The organism is Nocardia albiluteola, assembly GCF_018860155.1.
In the GTDB taxonomy this organism is placed as follows: Bacteria; Actinomycetota; Actinomycetes; order Mycobacteriales; family Mycobacteriaceae; genus Nocardia; species Nocardia albiluteola.
The window spans coordinates 57,092-79,489 of the sequence record NZ_JAHKNI010000009.1 but is presented as its reverse complement, the minus strand read 5'-3'; the positions used below and the strand labels follow the sequence as shown (position 1 = coordinate 79,489).

The window sequence follows — 22,398 nt, the reverse complement described above, 5'->3', positions numbered from 1 at the left end:
TGCGTTCGGGATCCATCCAGTGTTGCGCTGTGATTCTTTGATCGCCGCGACCCAGGCCGGTCGAACGGATCGATAGAGGGGCTACTCGCTGCAATCAATGCGTTGTTCCCACACTGCTGCTGATTCTCCCGCCACTTCCAGACCATCAAGAAGGATTCGGCAGTGAAAGCCGTGATCCACATCGAGTGAGCGATCGGTTTCGACCTTCACCCAATACTTCGTGCCGGTGTGCACACGGACGGTCTTCTGCCAGGGCAACGTCACATCCGAAACGGTGGTATCACCGGACTGATCTCGGTACGTAATGCGAATGGCCCCAACGGGATTACCGGTAACCTCGTATGTCATCGGCGCCCTCAACCCGGACCGCTAAGAACCCAGGGCCACACCAGCCGCCGCCGCGGAGAACGTCCGGGCATCGGAGCATAACCAGGCGGCCCGCCATACCCGGTAGGTCCGGAATGCCAGGCCTGCTGGGGGTAGCCGGGTGAGTACCCACTTGGGGCGGGAGACTGCGGCGAATATTCCACACCTGGCGCGGGTGGCTGCGGCGGATACCCCATGCCTGGGTTGGGCGGTTGCGGCGGGTAGGTCACTGCACGAATCCCCTCTGTTACGTCATTCGGCACCGACTTTATTGCATCGCCGCCGCCGTGCTGAACGTACAGCTCAGCATGGTGAACCGCTCCCTGATCCTCGCTCTAGACGAATCAAGCTCCACCACAGTCCGATTCGACAAACGCGCACCAGGGTGGGCCGACCCCGCAGCCCGGCCTCCGAGGCGCTCCCCGTCCGGTCGGACGGAATGGGCGCCCGCCCTGCCAAACGGTTGACGACCGCGGTCTTCTCCCCGGCGAGGAAACCGTCTGCCGCCGCGGTGATTTCGACGTGGCGGGTGTCGTATCCTGCGGCCCGCCGCTCGCCGAGCGCGCGCCGGATGGGTTCGAGAAGTGGTGCGGGCGCGTACAGATGGCATTCGCGCGCGCCGACGGCGGCGGCCGCCAGCTTCCTGGCGACCGGGAATCCCGCGCCCCCGCGTCCCCGGAGTCCGGCGGCCGCGACAGCGGAGATCAGTTCGCCCGAATCCCGTTGCGGCAGTTGCGGTCCGTAACAGTCGAGGTGGGCGGGCAGGCTCGGATTCTCGGCGCCGAGCAGACGCCGGACACCCGCCGGTGCGCCGGACAGCTGTGTTGTCATCGCGGGCTCCCGATCGTTCGGAATTCGGTGAAATCGCTACTCGCGCGCCAGATCACGGCGGCGGCGATGGTGACGGAGCACGCGGCCGCCACGATGAGCATCCACGGCTGCGTATTGTCCGTGCCGGTGCCCACCGCGTGCAGCAGCGCAATCGGCCAGAGCAGGTAGGTGGCCCAGTGCACGAGCCGGAAGGCTCGCGGTCCGATCCGCCGCCGCAGCAGCGCGGAGATCACGATCGCGGCGACCACGACCCCTGTGAATGGGCGTGTACCTGCCCGGAACCGGTCCCGAGCTGCGGCGCCGAGCCGTCCGTACCCAGCTGCGATGCCGAGCCGTCCGTCGCGGGCGCGACCGACGAGTCGGTGTCGGACGTCGGGTGCGTGGTCGCTCCGCTCGATGCGGCGGCGGAGTGCGTGTAGGCGGCCGCCGAGGCGGCAACCGTGCCGACGGCGGCGAGCGCCACCAGTGCGACGGTGGCCTGGCGCCCGGCGCGGCGGCCCGGCCGAGGTGGGTGCGATGGGTTCATGGCGGACGCTGCGAGCGTCACCGGCCCCAGTACCACGCCTCGGGGTAGTCGGGATCGGTGGACGAGCGGTTCAGCGGCAGCCAGCGCCGACCGCACTCGGCATTGTGACGTTCACTGTCGCCGGTCCACGGTCCCGCATCGCTCACCACAGCCCCAATCCGAGTAATGAACCAGTGCACCACACAGGTTCACCTCGTACCACGCGAAAGCCGAGTCTCAGCAGGAGCTCTCGCCGGGCCCGGTACCCGCGGCGGATTCGATTCTCGCCAATGTCCTTGCGCCGCCGTCGACTTCGAGCTGCACGCACAGTCCGGTGGCGTCCCGCCAGGCGCGGATCTGCACGTCATCGCCCGCCATCACCGGCCCGGCGTGTTCGAGGATCACCCGGTAGGGCGCCCGCTGCGCGTCGGGGAACCGGGCCAGCGCCTCCTCCACCGCCGCCCAGTGCACGGCGTTGTTCACGTGGCCGTAGCGGTCGACATCGGCGACCCGCAATGGGAACGACCACGTATCCGCGTCCACGCCGGTGCTCTCCCGCAGCGCGGCCCGCCACCGCAGCCGGTGCTCGGTGGTCGTCGCGAGCATCGGCGCCATGAAGCGGTCGCTCATCCGCGCCGGGCGCCCGGCCTCGATGTCGACGTGGACGAGGAACATCTCCGTCTCGATCAGCCCGCCGTCCTCGCTGCGCACCTGGATGCGCATGTTGCACCATCGGTTCGACAGTGCGGACGGCCACCGCCGCAGGTGCACCCGGTCCCCGAAACCGATCGGCGCCAGCACGTCGATGACCGTGCGGCGCACGATCCAGCCCGGGTGCAGGTCCCCCTCCTCGACCGCCAGCAGATGGTCGCACCCGATGTCCTGCAGGTACCGCGCCACCGCATCCAGCCGCAGCCGCTCGTCACCGTCGGTATCCCCCAGGCGTACCGGCCATTCCCTGTGGAACGCCCGGCTCAGGTCCCCGCACGCGGGGAGCGGAGACGCGATGTCCAGCAACTCGTCGACGGCTGCGGCAGCACCCATGAACACATCCTTTCGGTGGTCACAGGCAAGCGTACCGACCGGACGGCATAATCCCGAACCCCGACACGGCCCCGGTACGAGACCGTGCCACTCGACACGGCACCGGCCCGAGACCGCGCTGGACCCGGGACGCCGCCGATAACGTCGGCCGGGCAGCCGCCGGCATCAGCCATGGACCCGTGTGCGAGGATCATGCGCGGGCCCCAGGCCTCGGCCATCCCGTTCACCCGCCGGTATCGGCCGCACTGCCGTCCGCATCAGCCGCCCCACCGTCCGCGACGATCACCCGCGCGACGACATGCCGATCACCTCGCGAAGCAGCTCGCCGCCCCGCGGCCAGTGCCCGTACCCCGAGGCGGGGTTCAGGTGGCCGACGTCGCCGAGGTCGACCAGGCGGCTGCCCCAGGCCTCGGCCATCCCGGACACCCGCCGGAACGACGCCAGCGGGTCGGTGGTGCTGGCGGCGACGATCGCCGGGAAAGGCAGGCGCTGCCACGGAATCGGGTTCCAGCCATGGTCATTCAGCTCGGCGGTGGTGGGATAGCCCGCAGGCCAGGATGATTCGAAATCCGGCGGCGTCGCCAGCAGCGCTCCCCGCACGGGGCGGGTGGCGTGCCGCGCCCAGTGCGCGGTGATCATCACACCGGCACTGTGCGCGACCAGGACCACGGGACCGTCGATGGCGGTCAGCACGGCGTCGAGCGCCTCGATCCGGGCCGCGCGGCTGAGCTTGTCGCGCTCGAGCGGAGGGACGATGCGTACCTTGTCGAGAGTCCCGGCGAGCAGGGTCTGCCAGTGCTCCTCGACGTGATCGCGCAGGCCGGGCACGATCACGACGGTCGGGTCTAGCGAGGCGTTCATGGTGTGCGGCAATTCCTTTCGGTGCACCGACAGGTCAGGCGTGCTGGGTGAATCCGACCTGTCCGGGCTTGCGGTTCGGGGCATATCCGAGCCGGGCCAGGGTCTCGTCGGCGTCCGCGTACACCGTCCCGATCTTGTAGATCTCCCGGGCCTCCTTCGCGGTGGCGACCTCACGGCCGAGCTCACCGGCGATACGCACCAGCTGCTGAATCTGCTGCACCGAGGTGAACTTCTCGCCCCGGCGACCCCAGATGGTGTCCTCGTTGCCGCACCGGGTGTGCAGGCCCAGCGCCATCGCCATCGCATTCACCGGAAGTACACTGCGCATGAGGGTTTCGAGGGTCAGGCAGGCGCCGTCCGGGACCCGCTGAATGAAGTTCATGATGTTGTACGGGTTCGGTCCGTCGAAGCCGCCGCCGATGCCCACCCAGGTCAGGTTCAGCGGACCGCTGTACACCCCGCGGCGGATCAGCCGCTCCACCGTCTCCAGCTGCGGAATACTCGACAGCTGGAAGTGCGGCTGAATACCGTTGGCCCGCAACCGCTTCAGGTGCTCCGCGACCCACTCGGGACCGGCCGGAACCGTCATCTCCCGATACGCCGCGGCCAGTTCGGGCCGTTCCATCGAGGTCCCCGCGATGTCGTCGGGGGTCATCAGTTCCATGATGTTCATCTGGGAGGTGTTGATCGCGATCGTCACCTGATCGGGCTTCGGGTCGAGCTCGGCCAGCATGTGCCGGGTGTCGTCGGACAGCCACTTCGCGTCCGCGCCTTCACCTTCCGGCGCGAACGAGATCGAGCCACCGACCTGCAGAATCATCTCCGGAACGGCCGAGCGGAGCCCGGCGAGCAGCTCGTTGAACTTCGACAGGCGCTTGGATCCCTTGCCGTCCAGCTCGCGCACATGGATGTGCAGGACCGTGGCGCCCGCCTCGAAGCAGTCCACCGCCTGCTGCACATGCTCCTCCATGGTCAGTGGCAGATCCTCGCGAAAGTCGTCCGGTTCCCACTCCGGACCGTAAGGAGCCGCGGTGATGACCAGGTTGTCCTGGTTCTCCGGGAACAGCGCGTCGTCGTGGAAGTGCATGATAATGCTCCTTGTTCAAATGTGTTGATGTACTGGAGATTTCAGAACGGCTTGTCGCCGATGATGCCCGCGCGCTCCATGCGGCGCACCGCGGGCCAGTAGTCCTGCACGGCGTAGTGCTGGGTGCAGCGGTTGTCCCAGATCGCGAAGCTGTTCTCGGTCCACCGCCAGCGCACCTGGAACTCGGGCACGCTCGCCTGCCGGATCAGGTACTGCAGTAGTTCCGCGGCCCCGGGGGCGTAGTCGATGCCGAAGCGCACGTGCTCGGGCGTGTGATAGTCGACGAGGTGGGTGGTGAACGAGTTCACGAACAGCACCTTCTCGCCCGTCTCCGGGTGGGTGCGCACGACGGGATGTTCGGCGTCGGGGTACCGGGCGTGCAGCTGCAGCCGCTGTTCGGGGGCCATCGCCGCGCCGAAGCTCGCCTCGATCGAGTGCCGGGCGTGCAGGCCGTCGATCCGCTCGCGCACCGATTCGGGCAGCCGCCGGTACGCCTCGGCCATGTTCACCCAGATGGTGTCCCCGCCGACCGGCGGGCCCTGCACGCACCGCAGCACGCTGCCCATGGGCGGGCACTCCCGCCAGGTCGCGTCGCAGTGGTAGGAGTTCTCGTAGTGCTCCGGGGCGCTGTCGAGATCCTTGTAGATGCGCACCAAACCGGGATTCTCCGGGTCGCTACCCAGCACGGGATGATCCTCGAGCGGACCGAAACGACGTGCCAGCGCAACATGATCGGCGCGGGAGATGTCCTGATCGCGCACGAACAGCACCTTGTACTCCAGCAGCAGCGCCCGCAGGTCGGCGAACAGTTCGTCGCTGTGTGCGACGGCGGCGAGATCCACATCGATGAGTTCGGCGCCGATATGACAGGTCAGCGGCCGCGCCTCGAGCACGCCATCGACTGCCCGATGTTCCAGCGGTGCAACGGTATTCAACGAAACTCCTTCAGTCTTCTCGAATTGTTCAGGGCCGCAGCACCGACGAGCCGACACTGATCCCGGCCTCGAGGTCCCGGTGCGCCCGCACGGCGTCGGCGAGTTCGTAGCTCTGGTTGATCTCGATCCGGATCCGGCCCGCGGCGACGTGAGAGAACAACTCCCCCGCCAGTTCGGCGCGTTCGGCGGGATCGGCGATGTAATCGGCCAGGGCAGGACGGGTCACGAACACCGATCCCTTGATCGCCAGCTGCATCGCATCGATCGGCGGAATCGGGCCCGAGGCGGTGCCGAAGCACACCAGCAGTCCGCGCCGCGCCAGCGAATCCAGCGAGGTGTCGAAGGTGGTCTTGCCGATGCTGTCGTACGCGACGCGCACCCCGGCGCCGCCGGTGATCTCGCGGACGCGGTCGGACACGTTCTCACGGGTGTAGATCACCACGTGATCGCAACCGTGCGCGCGGGCGATCTCGGCCTTCTCCGGGGTGGAGACGGTGCCGATCACGGTGAGCCCCAGCAGTTTCGCCCACTGCAGGAAGATCAGTCCGACCCCGCCCGCCGCCGCATGCAGCAGCACGGTGTCCCCGGCCCGCAGCGGATGGATCCGCCGCAGCAGATACGCCGTGGTGAGCCCGCGCATCGTCATGGCGGCCGCGGTGTCGAAGGCGATCGAGTCCGGCAGCCGGATCAGGTGCTCGGCGGACAGGACCCGTTCGGTGCTGTAGGCGCCCAGCGGGCTGCCGGTGTAGGTGACGCGATCACCGGGTGCGAACTCGGTGACGCCCGGGCCGGTCTCCTCGATCACCCCGGCCGCCTCCACGCCCATCCCGGCGGGCAGCGCGGCCGGATACAGCCCGGTCCGGAAATAGGTGTCGGCGAAGTTCAGCCCCACGGCCTCGTGCCGGATCCGGACCTCGCCGGGACCCGGAGCCGGAACCTCGGCGCGTTCCCACCGCAGCACCTCCGGCCCACCGATCTCGTAGAAGCGAACAGCCTGTGCCACAGTGCATCTCCTTGTTCTGCGCGGCGGATGTGATGCATCCAACAGTAGGCGGGGAACGGGTCGTGTGCTTAACTTCAGGGGACACATTGCTGACCTTCTCGGGACATGGAGTGAGCTGTGAAACCGTTGGCCCGGTACGCGGCCCTCAACGACTACGTCGGCCTCGGGCAATCCCTCGGCCTCGACCCGGCCCGGCTGGTCCGCGAGACGGGCCTGGATCCGGCCGGCCTGAGCCTGCAGGATCGGTGGGTCCCCGCGGCCGCCGTCGCTGAACTGCTCGAACGATCCGCGACCGAATCCGGGCGCCAGGATTTCGGCCTGCTGCTCGCCGAGCGCCGCCGCCTGTCCAATCTCGGCCCGCTCAGCCTGGTCATCAGGGAGGAGCCGGACGTCCGCAGCGCGCTCACCGTCATGGTGCGCCATCAGCACATGTACAACGAATCGCTGCGCATCCGGCTCGCCGAACGCAACGGCATCGCCACGATTCGCCTGGATCTGGACATCGGCCAACCGGGCGGCACCCGGCAGGCCACCGAGCTCGCGACCGGCGCGCTGCACGGAATCCTGCGCGTCTTCCTCGGCGCCCGGTGGCAACCCGTCGAGACGACGTTCACGCATCCGGCCCCCCGCGATCGCGAGACCCATCTGCGATTGTTCGGGCCGCACCTGCGGTTCAACCGCGAATTCACCGGAATGACCGTCTACACAACGGATCTCGACACCCCCAATCAGCTGTCGGATCCGCTCCTGCGCCCCTATGCCCAGCAGGTGCTGGACTCGGCGAACACCGGACCGGCCGCGACGACGCGGGACCGCGTCCAGGAGCTCATCGAACTGCTGCTCCCCACCGGCCGCTGCACCGTCGAACAGGTCGCACGCAGCCTCGGCATCGACCGGCGGACCATCCACCGCCACCTCGCGACGGAGGGACACACCTTCACCGACATCCTCGACAGCACGCGCAAGGACCTCGCGCGACGACTCGTCGGCAACCAGCAGCGTTCCCTCACCGAGGTCGCCGATCTGCTCGGGTTCTCCAGTCCCGCCAGCTTCACCCGCTGGTTCCGCACCCACTTCGGATCCAGTCCGAGCCGGTGGCGCCGCACGCGGTGACGGCCGCGTGCGGCCCACCCCGGGCGGCTATTTCCCGGACGGTTGAGCCGGGTCCTTGCAGTAGGGCAGCTGCGGCGGGCAGGGCGCCAGGACGGTGGAGAAGTACTGGATGGCCGAGAAGAGCGCGATCGGCCCACCGGCCAGGATGATTCCGGCGATCGACCCGACCGCGCCGAGCGTCGCCGCGCCCAGCACGCACCCGGCGATGGTGGCCCCGACGAACGGCAGCAGCAGCACGATCACCGGACTGGAGATTGCCGCACCGGCCGCGCCTCCGACCAGGCAGCCGATGCCGCCGCCCAGCACCGCGCCGAGCACCGCACTCACCGCCGCGGCGATCGCCATGCGCTGCGACAGCGCCCCCAGGGCCTGGCTGTCCCGCGGGGTGAAGGATTCGGCCGCCTGCTCGGCGGTGACGATCGAGTGCCGGGAGACATCCGGCAGCGGCCGCGGGTTGCTCCTGGACGGCGTGAGAGTCGCTGTGGCGCCGGTGATTCGCGCGGTGACCGGATAGGCGAGGTTGTCCACGCGATAGGTCAGCGGCACGGCCGCCACCGGATTGCCGGTGAGATCGGTGACGATCAACTGATCATCGGCAATCTTCACATGTCCGTCGCCGACGGTGAGGACCGCCGAATCACCGTCGCGAGCGACCGTGTAATGAACGGCCGCACCGTCATTCCGGGGTGGCGGCGTGGCAGATGCCGTCGCTGCCGACAGAGTTATCGCCGTTGCGGCGACGAGGGCTGTACCGATTTCCTTCTTCACTGACTTCCTCATCTTCGTTGATGCAGCGCCGACCCGGGCGGCCTGCGCACTTCGGGTACTTCGGGTCGATCAGCGCGAAGTCCTGCTCGCGGCGTGGCCATTCGCCCACGCCGCCAAGGCCTTCGGCGGATCACTGCCAGGTGCGATAGGGTTCCAGGGAGGCGAGTTTGCGTAGTCCTGCGGGATACAAGCGGCTGCCCGCGGCCAGCGCCGCGATCGCGACGAGGCAGGACAGCGGCGCGAGCCGGAGCGCGGCCGACAATCCGACGTGATCGGCGAGAATGCCGACGACGAAGGGCCCCAACGCAAGTCCGAGCAGACTGTTGACCAGGGTCAGCGTGCCCATCGCCGACGCACGCACCGAGGGGTGGGTGAGGTCGGCGACCATCGCGGCCGCGGGTCCCGAGGAGCCGCCGGAGAACCAGGCGCCGATGCCGATCAGAATCAGTTGCGGCCCACCGGGATTCAAACTGAATCCGATCCCGAGGCAAAGCATCGAGATCAGGCAGAACGCGATGGCCGTGCGCCACTTGTACTCCGTGTGCACCCGGCCGATGCGGTCGGTGACGATGCCACAGCACACCATTCCCGCGCCGACGAGCAGCACGACCAGCGCCGCGCGTCCGGCGGCATTGTCGGGCGCCAGATGGTAGTAACGATTGAAAAAGCTCGGCATCCACGACAGCAGCACGGCCGCTGTGAACAGTTGCGTTCCGCTACCGATGTACGCGCACCACACCGCCGGGTTGGTGAACAATGTCGACACCGGTGCTCGAAATGTCTTGGGCGCGAGGGAATCAGCGACTCCCGGCGAGGAGACGGCTTGCCGGGCCAACTTCCCCTCGCTCACCAGCAGCCTGAACAGCAGGGCCAGCGCCAGACCAGCCACGGCCATCACCGCGAACGACCACCGCCACCCCAGATGAACGGCGACCAGTCCCCCGAACCACACGCCGAGCACGGATCCGAACGAGCCGCCCGCCATGAACGCACCGCTGAGCGTGGCATGCCTGCGAGCCGCGAATACGCCGAGTACAACGGCGATTCCGACGCTGCCGTAGGCGGCCTCGCCGACCCCGACGAGGAAGCGGGCGCCGAGCATCTGCGAGTAATCACTCGCCGCCGCGCACATCACGGTGGCGACGCTCCACAGCACCGCCATCAGAACCAGACTGCGCACCCGCCCCCAGCGGTCGGCGAGCAACGACAGCGGTAACGTGAGGATGCCCACCATCAGCGCGACCACGCTGCCGAGCGAGGCCAGCTTCGAATCCGACAGCCCCCATTGGCTTTTCAGAAGCGGGAACACCGCACTGAGGACCTGCCTGGACATGTAGTCCGCCAGCAGCAGCCCGAAGGCCAAGACGAATACGAGCCAGGGATACCGCTCGGAGCGGCCCGAACCCGCCTCGGATGAGACTCCGGCGGTCCGGGGCGGTGGCCCGACAGGGTTGGTACGCAACTGCATTGGCGCTCCTACGCAAAACCGGCGGGCACGACGAACCGCCCACCGGTACCGAGGGAATCGGCGGGCGCGGCATCGAATACCGCGGTCCGCTCGATGTGACGCACACAACACTAGGGAGCGAATGCACCCCACGCTTACCTCAACGGGACACGATTCCGCCCATCACGGGACATGCAGCCGTGGCGCCGCGCAGCCAGGTCGCCGGTGCGGGCGGCGGCAGTAGCTCCCCGCATCTCCCGCAGCCGCCATTCCTCGAACTCGAAGGTGTGTCCGTCGTTCTTTGCCGGGTCGCGGTCGAACGCGGCCCGCATCCAGGATGATCGGCGGGTTGCCCGGCCGCGGCGCTACGAATAGCGTTGTCCGGCTGTGGAAACGACGGGTCCGTGACCGGAATTGGCTGATAGTCGGGGCCGAGGGAGTAGTGGAGGACGGTCTGACAGTTCGAGGTTTACCCGAGGGACCCACCGTGGGGGTTCCACCCGTCACCGCCCGGATGTTGAGGCGGCTGAGGTGTGGCCACCTGCGCGTCCGTCGGGGCGATTGGCGCGGTGGGGGTCCATCCGGCATTGCCCGGCATCGGGGCCGGCGGGGGCGTCGCCGCCCAGGCGTTCTGTGGGTTCCATCCGCCAGGCGCACCGGCCACCACAGGCGTCGTCGTCCGGCCCATGTCGGGAATGTATTGCGGGGCTGATTCGATCGTTGCGGCATCCGAGGGGGGTCGGCGTCGGGCGAGAAAACCAGTGGCGATCCCACCGAGCAGCACGAACACCAGGGTGACGAGCACCGCCGTCCGCATTGCACCGCTCGCCGCCTGCGCCAACGCGTGCGCTGTCGCGAACGAATGGGTCGACGAGGAACGGCTCCCCGCATGGGTGAAGACGCCGACCACCACCGCTTCACCGATCATGAGACCGAGCTGGCGAGCGATAATGTGAACGGCCGCACCCGCGCCCGCCGGGGGGATCGGCACGACGCGGGTCGCGGTCGACGCCAGGGATGTCCACAGACAGGCGATACCGGCCCCGGCGACCGCGCCCGGCACTGTCAGCAAGATCAGCTCGAGCGAGGTGGCGGTGGATGACGTCAACGGCAGCAGACCGAGGAGCGACAGTCCCAAGAGCCCGAATCCGATCGTCGCGATCACGGCGGGACGTGTTCGTTCGGACATCACCCCGGCTATCGGCCCACCGACCACGGCGACGATTGCGGCGGGTATCAACAACAGGGCCGCCTTCAGCGGCGCCCAGCCGTGCGCCATTTGCAGCGTCAGACCGAGCGCCATCGTCAACGATACGAGCGCTGCCGACGCCGCCGCGACAGCCGCATTCGACAGCACCACCTCGCCGTCCCGGAACAGCAGGGCCGGAACGATTCCCTCAGCCCCGCTGCGCGCCTGCAGGAACACGAACAGACCCGACACGAGCAGCCCGGCAACCAATACCGCGATCCAGATCAGATCCCCACTGTGACTGCCGCACTGGGTGATACCCACGACCAACAGCGCCAGCGCGACCATGGAAAGCAGGAGTCCGACCGGGTCCGCCGGTCGCCGCTGCGCCGGCAGCGACGGCACCAGCACCGCGGCCAGTATCAGGGCGAGGACACCGAAGGGGATGTCGAGCACGAAGATCATCCGCCAGCTCACCAGCTCGACCAGCGCAGCGTCCGCGGCCGGGCCGAGCAGAACCGTCAGGGCCCCGATGCCCGCCCATACACCGAGCGCCGCGCCGCGCCGTTCCGGCGGGAAGGTTCGTATGATCACGGCCAGCGGCTGGGGAAGCATCAGTCCCATGCCCAGCCCCTGAATGGCGAAGAACACGGTGAGCATCGCCATGTTCGCCGCGAGGAAGCATCCGGCGGCGCCCAGCATCAGCAATGCCAGGCCCGCGATATAGATGTTCTTGGGGCCGAAGCGATCTCCGAGTCGGGCAGCGGCGGGCAGCAGAACCAGTGCGGCCAGTGCATAACCCGTGGTCATCCAGGTCAGCATGCCGTTGGTCGCGGCCATGCTGTGCATGATCTCCGTATACGCCGGCCCGAGGCCATTCGAAGTCAGCCCGAGGAAGAACGCGCCGACCAGCAAGGCGCACAACGCGATCCACGGATTACGTGGCGCCGGAGCCGGGTACACACCGAACGGCTGCGGGCCGGGCATGGGCGGCGGAGCGAAACCCGGCGCCCGCACGGCCCCGGCGTATTGCACGGTCGGTGCCGCCGCCGGTACCGCGGCCCGCAACGCACTCATCGCGGCTGCGGCGAATTCCCCCGCGCTGGAGAATCTTTCGCCCGGATTCTTCGCCATTCCCCGCGCGATCACCGCATTCAGCTGCGGCGGCACATCCGGTCGGACGATCGGCGGCACGGATTTGGCCAGATGCCCCGCCACCACCTGCCCAGGCTCGGCGGCGGCGAACGGTGACTGCCCGACGAGCAGGGCGTACAGGCTGCAGGCGAGCGAATACTGATCCGAGCGCGCGTCCACCGGATCACCGGAAAGCTGCTCGGGCGAGGCGAATGCCAGTGTGGCAACGAAGGTTCCGCTGGAGGTGAGCTGGGTGTTGGAGGCCAGCAGCCGGGCAATGCCGAAATCGGTCAGCACCGCGCGCTCGGCCCGTCCCGCCTCGGCCGCCGCCAGCAGGATATTGGCGGGCTTCACATCCCGGTGCAGAACCCCGCGAGCGTGCGCGTAATCGAGGGCGTGCGCGACCTCACTGACAATCCGCACCGCCCGCTCCACGGTCACTGTCCGCGGATCCAGCCGGCTCGCATCCACGCCCTGCACATACTGCATGGCCAGCCACAGCTGCCCGTCCTCGATCCCGCGATCCTGCACGGCAACGATCCCCGGATGATCAAGGTGGGCAACAACACTGGCCTCGCGATCGAACCGGGCCCGCAACTCGGGATCCGCCGCCACATCCCGATTGAGCACCTTGAGCGCCATCAACCGAGGCAACCGCGGATGCCGAGCCAGATACACGGTGCCCATCCCACCCCGCCCCAGCACACCCTCGATCACATACCCGGCGACCGTACCGCCCACCGCACCGTCCACGAGAGTCTCCCTCCCAAAGCCCGCCCCGGGCGAACCGATCGCGTCGTACTCTACCCACGGATCCCGCCCCGTACACGGTGGATTTATGCGACGTTCGTAGCGGCCGGGCAGCCAATTTCGCCTCGTCGCACTCGCGATCCTGCTACCGGCGCGACCAGCGCAGAAGGCGACGTACGCGGCTCTGCCGTGCCGGGGGCTCCGGCGGATGGGCCATTTGGACGAGGATCCCGCCGAAGCGCGCCTCCTGCATGATCGCTGGTTGTCCGTCGATAAGACACTCACCGGTCCGGGTGACCTCGACGCATTCTTCTTTGCGGGAGCCGTCGGCGGCATCGACCGTGTCGCTGTAGTAGGCGATCATTCCGCCGCTCATGTCGATGTTGAATCCGGTGACGCCGCGTCCCGTATGGTCGGTTGCGCGGCGCTGGCACTGATCGCACACGATGAGGGGATAACGTTCCTGGTAGGTCGTCGGCTGCCCGCAGCGGGGGCAGGGTTGGGTGTATCGACGACCGGGGGTCCGACCCTCCAACAGGAAATCGTGACGGGCGAGAATTCTGCGGCCATTGTCTCCCTCTGTGCGGTTGCGCCGCAGGACCAGCAGAATGAACTCGGCGAAATCGGCTTGCTCGGCGTTGAGCGCCCGGCGCAAGGGGAACTCGTCGATACGCGCGAGACCGGTGTCGAAGGCCTCGAGCGCTACTTGATGCAGCACCGAGAGTTCGCTGTCGGGGATATGCCTGTTGACATGTTCGGCCTGAGCTAGATGTTCGGCGATCGCCGCATCTATGGTCGGCGTGCCTTCCCACAGTATCCCGAAGTTGTAAGCGGTCGCGGTCACCAGGACATAGGCGTCGATGTCGCCGCCATCGGTTCGGATCGTCTCCGCGAAGGCGAAACCTCGTCCATAGCGGGCATTTTCGAGCCCCTCGTGGCGATAGTGGATCAGGTTGTCCGGATCCCGCGCCTGACCGCGCGCCTTTCGCAACGCTTCGTCGTAGGTCAGCGGAGAGTCAGGACTTTCCATGCCCGCCAGCCTACCGACGTTGCCGAGACATCCGCAGCACTGCACATCGACCCCGCCGGTCCGGACATCATTCCAGTAGTGACCTCGAGACTGCCCCTCGCATGCAGTGCGCCGCAGTAGATCTGGCTCAGAGCTGCGGCAACGAGCCTCAAAGGGCGGCACGGGTCATGAATGTCTTCACCGCTGCGGTGTCGGCGAGGTGCGTCGTGGAAAGGTGCAGTCCTGATTCGACATTCAGGTATTCGAACCCCGCTTCGGCGCCGTTGGCGGGGATTCGGTAGATCGTGTTGCCATTGTCGACCAGCTCCCCGATGTATATGCCGGTGCCTGCGCGGAGGTTTCGTGCATCCTCGGCCGGGTCCTGCTCGATCTCCGCACCGATGTTCAGCGGTGAGGCCGTACTTGGTCTTCTCGTCGTCCTTCTTCAGGTAGTAATAGCCGACGCCGCCTCCTCCGGCGAGAAGCAACACCACCACGGCGATGCACGTCACGATCAGCGCCGTCCGAGGCTTCCGTTGCGGCGCAGGAGGTTGCGGGTACGGCGTGGGGTACTGGAACTGCCCGGGCGGTGGTGCGGAATTCCATGCGGGCGGCCGGCTGCCCGGGAACCGCCTGGTCCGGCATATGCGCGGGGGCTGGTGGCAGCCCAGGGACCGGACCGCGCGGCGGGTACGTCACGGCCGCATCCTATTCACCCGGAAGGCAATTCGACGATCGCCGATCGGCTGACGCAGAATGAGAAGGGGGCGAAGAGACCTCATCCCCTCCACGTTTCCCGGCAGGCCTACACCTCTGCTGCCGCGACCTCGTAGATGATCTCCAGGCCGTCTTCCTCGTCCCATTGCTCCCCCACCTCGACGAATCCGTACTGCGATGCCAGCGTATACGAGGCGAGATTCTCGGGGCTGATGGTGACTCGAACCGTCTGCACCTGCGGCTCGCGGTCGGCGCGGCGCAGCAAATACTCCAGCGCCGCACGGGCATAGCCGCGACGTCGGTATTCCGGGTCGACGGCATAGCCGATTTCAACCATCCCAGAGGCGTCGGGAAGCCCGTGAAAACCCGCCCGGCCCACGGCAAGTCGCTCTTGTTCGTCCCAGATGACGCCGGTGACCCACCCCGCACTGACCGGATCCTTCTCGACCTGCGCACAACGCATCTGCCACAGCCGCCGAGAATCCGGACCCGCAAAGACCGCAGTCAGCGGCACCGGGCTCGCCGCATTCGCCGCAGCGAGGTCACCACCGGCGAGAGCCTCGAACGTCGCACGGTTCAGGTGCACTATCCGCACCTGCGGAAGCGGGCGATTGTCGTTCGAGGCCACCGGATCGTGAGACATGTGGGCCACCCTCCCATACGACCTTCGGAGGTCGCATCGGAATATCGGTTGAACCAGCTTCGGTCAGGCGGCGTCTCCCCCGGCCTCGGCCATCATGTCGCCGACGCGGATCTGGATTGCGGCAGCCGATTCGGTTCAGGTGGTGCGGATTCCGGCGGAAGTGGCGCTGTTGCCCACGGCCGGTGCGCGTTTCGGCCTGCCCGGATCTGCGACCAACCCGAATCGTATGAGGCTTTCGGCCGTGTCGAACAGAGTCTGCTCCACAGGGCGCTGGGTCCAGCCGAGTTCGCTGCGGGCCTTGGCCGCCGAGACGTGTTCCGTGCGGCCGAGATAGTGGGTGGCGGCACGGGCGTTCGCGTCGAAGCGGGCGGCGAGGCGCACCAGAAAGTCGGGGAGCACGCGGGTGGTGATTCGATACCGGGTGGCGAGGATCCGGGCCATGTCCGGAAGCGAAAGCTGTTCGCGGGCAAGGATGTAGCGGTTGCCCGCCGCCCCCGGCGTTGTCAATGCCAGCCGGTGCGCGACGGCCGCGTCTCGAACATCCACGGTGGCGAACGCCAGTCGCGGCACGCCGGGCATCCCTCCGGCCAGCAGGGCACGGATGCCGGCGACGGAGGTGCCGGGCTCGCCGGCATGTTGGATCGGTCCGATGATCATGGCCGGATTGACCACGGCCAGCTCGAGTTCCGGATGCTCTGCGGTGAAGTCCCACGCGGCACGCTCGGCGAGGGTCTTGCTCTTGAAGTAGGCCTCGATACTCTCCGGATCGGCCCAATCCTGTTCGGTGAGTAGGCGTCCGCGGGAGTCGCCGCCGGAGATCGCGGCGCAGGACGAGGTGAGCACGACGCGCTCGACACCCGCGGCCGCTGCCGCGCGCAGCACCCGTCCGGTGCCGTCCACGGCGGGCCGCACGAGCTCGTTCTCGTCCTCGGGAACGCCGACCGGGAAGGGAGAGGCGGTGTGCGCGACGAATCGGCACCCGGCCAACGCCGCGTCCCAGCCTCGATCCGAGCTCAGGTCGGCCTCGACGAGTTCGACTGTGTTCGGCAGGTGGTCGAGCATCCGGGCGCGACCGGACGAGCGCACCGTCCCACGCACGCGATAGCCGTTGTTGATCAGTTCGGTGATGACGTGCCCAGCGAGATAGCCGGAGGCGCCGGTGACTAGAACGAGATCGGACATTGCCGCACTCCAATTTGAGCAGTGTTTAGAATGTAATCACTGTATAGATGAGAGGAGTCGGCAGTGTCAACCCCGTACCCTCGTCGCATGCCGACCAAGGACCGCTACCACCACGGCGACCTCCGCGAGGAGTTGCTGCGGGTATCCCTGCGGCTCATCGACGCCGAAGGGCTGGCAGCGGTCAGCCTGCGCCGAGTCGCACGCGAAGCCGGGGTGAGCCCCGGTGCGCCGTATCACCACTTCGCCGACCGGGCCGCACTGCTGGCGGCACTCCGGGCGCGCGGCTTCGAGTTACTGCGCGACGAACTGCTCACCGCGCGCGCCGCCGCCGATCCGGCCGCCGCACTGTCCGCCATGGTCGACAGCTACGTGCAGTTCGCCGTCACCAATCCGTCCTACTTCCGCCTGATGTTCCGCCCCGAACTGGTCGAGTCCGGCAAACACGCCGAGCACACCGTCGCCGGCGACGCCGGCGACGCCGGCGACGCCGCCTTCGCCGTCCTGGAACAAGCCATCGCCGACGCCGTCCGAGCCGGGATAGTCCCCGCCGAGAACGCGGAAACCCTGGCCCTCACCTATTGGAGCCTCGCCCACGGCCTGGCCTCACTGATCCTCGACGGCAAACTCGGCGAGCGCGCCGCCCACATGGGCATCGACACCCCCGAACTCGCCGCCCGCGTCACCCACATGCTGGCCGCCCTCGTCACAACCGACCGCGACTGAGCCTCTGTTCACCGCGACGATCGGAAGCGGCACATGCGCTCAGAGCCTCGCGCCGACTCGGGTACCCAGAGCTATTCGCCTGTCCGGCTGGAGAGTACGTGCGCCAGTTGCTGGACGACCTCGGTTGCCATGACCGCTTGACCCGATGTCGAGAAATGGATTCGATCCTTGCTCAGGAGGTTGTCCCGGTCGTTGAGCGGGTGATTCCACATGTCGACGACCACGGCCCCGTATTCGGCGGCCAGGCGGCGGGTGATGTCGTTCATGGTCCGGGTTCGGTTGTGCCAGTCCGGAAATGACGGGACGACATATGCCCTGCCCAGCGTGAACGTCGTCAGCAGGGCGCCGGTGCCGGCCGCGCGGTCGTACATGTGCCGCATTGTTCGTTCGATCTCGTAGAAATCTGGATTGCGGCGCACAATATCGTTCGGACCGCACGGCAGATGCAGGAGGTCCGGGCCGAACTCGACCATACGGTCGAGTTGGCCGGCAATGGTTCCCGCCGTGGTCACCCCGATTTCCGAGGTGTTGAGGTACTGGGCACCGGGGCACGCCCGCGTCAGTACAGCTGCGACCCGATCGGCCCAGCCCTTGTTCGTGTAGCCAGGTGTGGGGTCGCCGACGCCGGCCGACAGGCTGTCGCCGATCACGCCGAAGCGTAGCCACGGAGCGTCGAACAGCAATGCTGCGGCGGTCATCTCGGATAAGCAGAAGGGATCGGACTGTTCGGTCATTGCCGATGTCGGCATGGTCACCTACCTGAATTTCCGGCTACGACTGACGATTACGCGAGGTGATGCCGAATGCTGTTGCCGCACTGACTACGGCAACGACAGCGACGAACAACCAGCCGTGCCGGAACGCGCTCAGCATCCGGTCGGCCGCGACATCGAGCGACCCGAGGACGGCGATCAGGACGGCGACGCCCAGCACATAGCCCAGCTGGCGGGCGGTGTTCACCACGGCACTGCCGGTAGCGGACTGGTCCGCCGGCAGATCGACGGCCGCGGAGGCGATCATGCTCGGCAGCGCGAGGCCGATGCCGATGCCGGAAATCGCCCACCCCGGCAGTACCTCGGTGGCGTACCGCACGGGCGTGGACGCAGTGGCCAGCACCAGCAGCACGCCGCTGGCGAACAACAGATCCCCCAGGGCCACAACGACTCCCACCGGCACTCGTTTGATCAGTCGCTCGCCGACCACGGCGAAGATCGGTACCAGGATGGGTCCCGGGACGATGGCGAGCCCGGTCTCGAGGGTGTTGTAGTGGGCCGCGTTCTCCAACCACAGGGCAATACTCAGGAACCACGCCCCGAACGCGGCGCAGAACGCCAGCACGGTGGCATTGGCCCACATGAACGTCGGCACCCGAAACAGGGCCGGCGACACCACCGGATTCGGATGCCGCATCATCCGTGCCACGAATAGGACCACGGCGACCACCGCGACGACCAGCGCCCCGAGTGTCGCGGCACCGGACCACGACCATTCGCTGCTCTTCACCAGGCCCAGCGACAACGCTCCGATCGCCACGATCAGCAACACGATTCCGAGCAGGTCGGGCACCCGCGCCTGCACCTGCTGCCGCAGATTCGGCACCAGCCGCACGGCCGCGACCCCGGCCACCACGCCCACCGGCAGATTGATCAGGAACACCCAGCGCCAGGACGCCTCGACCAGTGCGCCGCCGACCACCGGACCGAACGCCGCGGCGGCGGAACTCGTTGTCGCCCAAATCTTCACCGCGCCCGGCACCCGTGCCGCGGGCAGCACGGTGAGCAGCAACCCCAGGCTGGCCGGGGTCAGAGCGGCGGCGCCGACCGCCTGCAGCACACGGAACGCCACCAGCCCCCACAGCGACGGAGCCGCCGCGCAGGCCAGGCTCGCCAGCGTGAAAATGCCCAGCCCGACCAGGAATCCGGCCTTGCGCCCGAACCGATCCGAGAAGCGCCCCGCCGGGATCAGCAGTGCCGCGTAGACGATCGCATATCCGTTGAGGACCCAGCTCACATCGGCCAGCGAGGAACCCCGGTAGGACTCACCGATCTTCGTGAACGCGACGTTCACGACGAATACGTCCAGCATCGCCATGAACGCGGCCGAGCACAGGACCCACACGATCGCCGTCGAACGATCACGGACCGGTCGCGGTGCCGCCGTCCTGTCCGTGGTCGAAGTGGTAGTCATGCCATCCATCAGGCGTCCCTTCTCATCGGCATCGATCTCGGCAACGCACCGAGCTCCACCGGCACCAAAAAGAATACGGTCGCACGTATTTATATTGCAACCTCGCGCGCAGGAGATCAGCAACATACGATCGACTGTATGGTCATATCCGGGCATGAGACGGCCGAGGAAAGCACCGATCGACGGCTACAGCGCGGGGCGCGGTCCCGGCGTGCGGTGACCCGGCGCGCGGTCGAGATCGCGTCGCTGGACGGACTCGACGGCCTCAGCTTCGGGCGTCTCGCCGAGGATCTCGGCGTCAGCAAGGCCGGTATTCAGACCCTGTTCCGGACCAAGGAGACGCTGCAGCTCGCGACGGTGGAAGCGGCCCAGGAGGCCTTCGTCGACGCGGTTGTGCGGCCCGCCCGGGACTGTGCTGCGGGCGTCGCACGCATCCGCGCCCTCGTCGACGGATGGATCGACTATGCCGCGCGGCCGCTGTTCCCCGGCGGTTGCTTCTGGGGCGCGAACCTGCCGATCTTCGACAGCCGGCCCGGGCCGGTCCGGGATGCGCTGCGGCAGCAACAGCGGGACTGGGTCGCGATTCTCGCGACGCAGTTCCGGCTGGCCGCCGCGGCCCGCGAGATCGCGCCCCTCAATCCCGAGGAGGCCGCCTTCCAAGTCGCCGCCGTGCTGAATGCCGTCAATCTGGCACTGCGCCTCGGCGACGACGACAGCGTGAGCATGGCGCGGCATGTGGTCAACGGATTGCTCGGTGCGGGTACCGATTCCGGCATCCCGCCACGAACTCACCGAGCTGGTCCTCGCGGCTGACCCCCAGTCCTCCAGCCACTACTCGTACGGCGCGATCACCAGCGGAACGTCGCGAAGCTCGTCCAGGGTGCGGGGCAGCCCGGCAAGGGCACAGATCATCCGCATTGTGTGGAACACCAGGAGTTGCCCGTCGACCGCGTAGGCGAAACCCACGTGCCCGGTCATCGCGACGCTGCCGGTGGCCGCGACCTTCCCCGGGGCGGACAGGGCCGCGGTCGTGTGGACCGGTGGGCGCTGCTCGAGGTGCCACAGGCAGCGGGTCTCGCCCAGATCGTCGTAGATGAACGTCCACTCACCGATACGTCCGGCAATGAGCACCGAGGTGGGATCCAGCGGGTGGATAGCAGTCCTGGCCAGGGATGTCCGGTCGCCGGGGCCTCTGGTGGGCAGGACGCACGGCCTGATCTCCTCGTGACAACAACGCGCCCCTGCCCGCCCGTTCGGCCATCGCGTCCAGCGTCCGGCCGCATGAAGCGCGGTAGCCGAGGTGACGAGGTCCGGGCGCGCTACACCCAGTGGTACGCGTCAGGCCAGGACTGCGCCGCGGTAGACGCGGGCTTGGGTGGCGACCCGTGTGCCGAGGTATCGCGCTGTGGCGAGATCGGCTGCGTGGACCGCCTCGGGGCCCTGGTCGTTCCAGGTTTGCGCGCCTGCGCCCAGGTAGAAGCCGAGCCGGTTGTGGTCGTCTTGGCTGCTGGTTGTCGTGTTCCAGCCGGGCATCAGGCCGAGGCTGATCCAATGCATTCCATGCTGGGCCGCGAGCAGGGACAGGTACTGCAGGGTGTGCAGCTTGTCGCCGCTCATGGATCCCGAGTTGGTGAATCCAGCGGCGAGCTTGTCCTTCCAGGCCTGCCTCGACCAGCGGCTCGAGGTCGCTTCGGCGAAGACGTGGAACGCGCTGGATGCGGTTCCCATGTAGGTGGGGGTGCCGAAGATGATTGCGTCGGCCGCGTCGAGCGTCTCCCAGTCGGTCTCTGCCGGGAAGGCCACGTTCACCATTGCGGCGTCGGCGTCGGCGACGGACTCGACGCCGTCTCGGACGGCGGTGGCCAGCGCGAGGGTGTGCCCGTAGCCGGAGAAGTAGGCGATCGCGACGGTGATGGGGTTCATGCAAGTTCCGTTCTCGTTGTGAGCACTGTTGTTAACAGTGGCAACTGTATTGGCGTGACATCGTCAATGTCAACGTCAATGAATTTCTGTTACCATCGGCATATGGCAGGCGACCTCGAGCGAACAACGGCAGGCGGCAGGGACGACCAGCGGGAGCGCATCCTCGAAGCCGCGGTGAAACTGCTGGCCGAGGTCGGCCCAACCGGCATCTCCACGCGTGCGGTCGCGGCGGCAGCCGGGGTGCAAACCCCGACGCTGTACCGCCTTTTCCAGGACAAGGACGGATTGCTCGACAGCATCGCCAGTTTCGGGTTCGAGACCTACCTGGCCGAGAAGCGAGCGTTCGAGCCGAGCGAAAACGCCGTCGACGACCTCCGCCGAGGGTGGGACATTCATGTCGAGTTCGGGCTCACGAACCCGGCGATCTACGCGCTCATGTACGGCAACGTGCGACCCGGGCGGCGACCGGCGGCCGCCCAGGAGAACGCAGACATCCTGCGGCACATGCTCGAACGCGCGAACACCCAGGGACGTCTCCGGGTTCCCGTGGAGGCGGCGACGCGCGCCATCGAAGCCTCCACCACGGGTGCGGTCCTGCTGCTGCTGGCACAACCCGAATCGCTGCGCGATCCACAGCTGATCAAGCCGCTTCGGGACGCGGTGCTCGACTCGGTGACCACCGAACCGACGCCGGGGAACGATCCCGAGGTGATCACGTCGGCGCGCGCGGATGCCCTGCTCGCGGTCCTTTCGCCCCAGGGTGGCGCCGACCCGCTGACGCGAGAGCTGTTCAGTCCGGCCGAGGCCGGTCTTCTGCGTGAGTGGCTCACGAGGCTCGGGGAACGCGGGCGTCCCTGAACGGCATCGAGCCTGGCCCGGCCAACCGGATCTGCCCGATGCCGCCGAACGTGCCGCTCAGCACGCGGTCGGCCGCCACCCGTATTGCGCGACCCACCACAGCCGATGGCTGGCGTTCCGGCG

Annotated in this window: 24 protein-coding genes; 4 read left to right on the top strand and 20 right to left on the bottom strand. The window is 67.7% G+C overall.

Features of this window, described 5'->3' with window-relative positions:
• Positions 1 to 81: 81 nt before the first annotated feature.
• The 10 genes from KO481_RS25650 to KO481_RS25610 form a co-directional block, all read right to left on the bottom strand.
• On the bottom strand, positions 82 to 264 hold the full coding sequence (locus tag KO481_RS25650; protein ID WP_215920530.1) for a hypothetical protein: 183 nt from the start codon (positions 262 to 264) through the stop codon (positions 82 to 84).
• A 405-nt stretch (positions 265 to 669) separates the two neighbouring features.
• On the bottom strand, positions 670 to 1,197 hold the full coding sequence (locus KO481_RS25645; RefSeq protein WP_215920528.1) for a hypothetical protein: 528 nt from the start codon (positions 1,195 to 1,197) through the stop codon (positions 670 to 672).
• On the bottom strand, positions 1,194 to 1,445 hold the full coding sequence (locus KO481_RS25640; protein WP_215920526.1) for a hypothetical protein: 252 nt from the start codon (positions 1,443 to 1,445) through the stop codon (positions 1,194 to 1,196). The genes KO481_RS25645 and KO481_RS25640 overlap by 4 nt, the downstream gene beginning before the upstream one ends.
• The gene (locus tag KO481_RS25635; protein WP_215920525.1) at positions 1,427 to 1,723 is read right to left on the bottom strand and encodes a hypothetical protein; all 297 of its coding nucleotides are present in this window, start codon (positions 1,721 to 1,723) and stop codon (positions 1,427 to 1,429) included. The genes KO481_RS25640 and KO481_RS25635 overlap by 19 nt, the downstream gene beginning before the upstream one ends.
• A 17-nt stretch (positions 1,724 to 1,740) precedes the next feature.
• Positions 1,741 to 1,872, bottom strand: coding sequence for a hypothetical protein (locus tag KO481_RS44030; protein WP_281066194.1), 132 nt, complete (start codon positions 1,870 to 1,872; stop codon positions 1,741 to 1,743).
• A 67-nt stretch (positions 1,873 to 1,939) separates the two neighbouring features.
• Positions 1,940 to 2,746, bottom strand: coding sequence for an acyl-[acyl-carrier-protein] thioesterase (locus tag KO481_RS25630; protein WP_215920523.1), 807 nt, complete (start codon positions 2,744 to 2,746; stop codon positions 1,940 to 1,942).
• 282 nt (positions 2,747 to 3,028) lie between these two features.
• The gene (locus tag KO481_RS25625) at positions 3,029 to 3,607 is read right to left on the bottom strand and encodes an RBBP9/YdeN family alpha/beta hydrolase (RefSeq protein ID WP_215920521.1); all 579 of its coding nucleotides are present in this window, start codon (positions 3,605 to 3,607) and stop codon (positions 3,029 to 3,031) included.
• Between the two features lie 34 nt (positions 3,608 to 3,641).
• Entirely contained in the window at positions 3,642 to 4,694 is a 1,053-nt protein-coding gene (locus tag KO481_RS25620) for a beta-keto acid cleavage family enzyme (RefSeq protein WP_215920519.1), read from the bottom strand.
• Between the two features lie 41 nt (positions 4,695 to 4,735).
• On the bottom strand, positions 4,736 to 5,629 hold the full coding sequence (locus tag KO481_RS25615) for a TauD/TfdA dioxygenase family protein (RefSeq protein ID WP_372452132.1): 894 nt from the start codon (positions 5,627 to 5,629) through the stop codon (positions 4,736 to 4,738).
• A gap of 28 nt (positions 5,630 to 5,657) precedes the next feature.
• Positions 5,658 to 6,632, bottom strand: a complete 975-nt coding sequence (locus KO481_RS25610; protein ID WP_215920517.1) for a quinone oxidoreductase family protein — start codon at positions 6,630 to 6,632, stop codon at positions 5,658 to 5,660.
• 117 nt (positions 6,633 to 6,749) lie between these two features.
• On the opposite strand from KO481_RS25610, the gene KO481_RS25605 reads away from it, so the two are divergent.
• Positions 6,750 to 7,745, top strand: coding sequence for an AraC family transcriptional regulator (locus KO481_RS25605; protein WP_215920516.1), 996 nt, complete (start codon positions 6,750 to 6,752; stop codon positions 7,743 to 7,745).
• A gap of 27 nt (positions 7,746 to 7,772) precedes the next feature.
• Here the strand turns inward: KO481_RS25605 and KO481_RS25600 are convergent, their stop codons facing one another.
• From KO481_RS25600 to KO481_RS25580, 6 genes are all read right to left on the bottom strand, one after another.
• Positions 7,773 to 8,513 (bottom strand): DUF8020 domain-containing protein, encoded by a 741-nt coding sequence (locus tag KO481_RS25600; protein ID WP_215920514.1) that lies wholly within the window; start codon positions 8,511 to 8,513, stop codon positions 7,773 to 7,775.
• Between the two features lie 130 nt (positions 8,514 to 8,643).
• On the bottom strand, positions 8,644 to 9,981 hold the full coding sequence (locus KO481_RS25595) for an MFS transporter (protein WP_215920512.1): 1,338 nt from the start codon (positions 9,979 to 9,981) through the stop codon (positions 8,644 to 8,646).
• A gap of 448 nt (positions 9,982 to 10,429) precedes the next feature.
• The gene (locus KO481_RS25590; protein WP_308166785.1) at positions 10,430 to 13,036 is read right to left on the bottom strand and encodes an MDR family MFS transporter; all 2,607 of its coding nucleotides are present in this window, start codon (positions 13,034 to 13,036) and stop codon (positions 10,430 to 10,432) included.
• A 142-nt stretch (positions 13,037 to 13,178) separates the two neighbouring features.
• A complete protein-coding gene (locus KO481_RS43310; protein WP_245401526.1) occupies positions 13,179 to 14,063 on the bottom strand; it encodes a hypothetical protein in 885 nt (294 codons plus the stop codon).
• 784 nt (positions 14,064 to 14,847) lie between these two features.
• The gene (locus tag KO481_RS25585; protein ID WP_215920508.1) at positions 14,848 to 15,402 is read right to left on the bottom strand and encodes a GNAT family N-acetyltransferase; all 555 of its coding nucleotides are present in this window, start codon (positions 15,400 to 15,402) and stop codon (positions 14,848 to 14,850) included.
• 135 nt (positions 15,403 to 15,537) lie between these two features.
• Complete coding sequence (locus KO481_RS25580) at positions 15,538 to 16,584, bottom strand: SDR family oxidoreductase (protein WP_215920506.1); 1,047 nt, start codon at positions 16,582 to 16,584, stop codon at positions 15,538 to 15,540.
• Between the two features lie 87 nt (positions 16,585 to 16,671).
• Here KO481_RS25580 and KO481_RS25575 point away from each other — a divergent pair, with 87 nt between their 5' ends.
• Positions 16,672 to 17,307: a TetR/AcrR family transcriptional regulator gene (locus tag KO481_RS25575; RefSeq protein WP_215920505.1), complete on the top strand. Its 636-nt coding sequence runs from the start codon at positions 16,672 to 16,674 to the stop codon at positions 17,305 to 17,307.
• A gap of 71 nt (positions 17,308 to 17,378) precedes the next feature.
• Here KO481_RS25575 and KO481_RS25570 read toward each other — a convergent pair whose 3' ends face one another.
• Positions 17,379 to 18,056: an SGNH/GDSL hydrolase family protein gene (locus tag KO481_RS25570; protein WP_215921057.1), complete on the bottom strand. Its 678-nt coding sequence runs from the start codon at positions 18,054 to 18,056 to the stop codon at positions 17,379 to 17,381.
• Between the two features lie 22 nt (positions 18,057 to 18,078).
• On the bottom strand, positions 18,079 to 19,494 hold the full coding sequence (locus tag KO481_RS25565) for an MFS transporter (RefSeq protein ID WP_215920503.1): 1,416 nt from the start codon (positions 19,492 to 19,494) through the stop codon (positions 18,079 to 18,081).
• Positions 19,495 to 19,632: 138 nt separating this feature from the next.
• Here KO481_RS25565 and KO481_RS25560 point away from each other — a divergent pair, with 138 nt between their 5' ends.
• On the top strand, positions 19,633 to 20,307 hold the full coding sequence (locus KO481_RS25560) for a TetR/AcrR family transcriptional regulator (RefSeq protein WP_215920501.1): 675 nt from the start codon (positions 19,633 to 19,635) through the stop codon (positions 20,305 to 20,307).
• An 18-nt stretch (positions 20,308 to 20,325) separates the two neighbouring features.
• On the opposite strand, the gene KO481_RS25555 is transcribed toward KO481_RS25560, so the two are convergent.
• Together KO481_RS25555 and KO481_RS25550 are read right to left on the bottom strand one after the other, a co-directional pair.
• Positions 20,326 to 20,625 carry a hypothetical protein gene (locus KO481_RS25555; protein WP_215920496.1) on the bottom strand — a complete coding sequence of 100 codons (300 nt, stop codon included), beginning with the start codon at positions 20,623 to 20,625 and terminating at the stop codon, positions 20,326 to 20,328.
• Positions 20,626 to 20,832: 207 nt separating this feature from the next.
• Positions 20,833 to 21,417, bottom strand: a complete 585-nt coding sequence (locus KO481_RS25550; protein ID WP_215920494.1) for a flavodoxin family protein — start codon at positions 21,415 to 21,417, stop codon at positions 20,833 to 20,835.
• 102 nt (positions 21,418 to 21,519) lie between these two features.
• Here KO481_RS25550 and KO481_RS25545 point away from each other — a divergent pair, with 102 nt between their 5' ends.
• Positions 21,520 to 22,275: a TetR/AcrR family transcriptional regulator gene (locus tag KO481_RS25545; RefSeq protein ID WP_215920492.1), complete on the top strand. Its 756-nt coding sequence runs from the start codon at positions 21,520 to 21,522 to the stop codon at positions 22,273 to 22,275.
• The last annotated feature ends 123 nt before the right edge of the window (positions 22,276 to 22,398 follow it).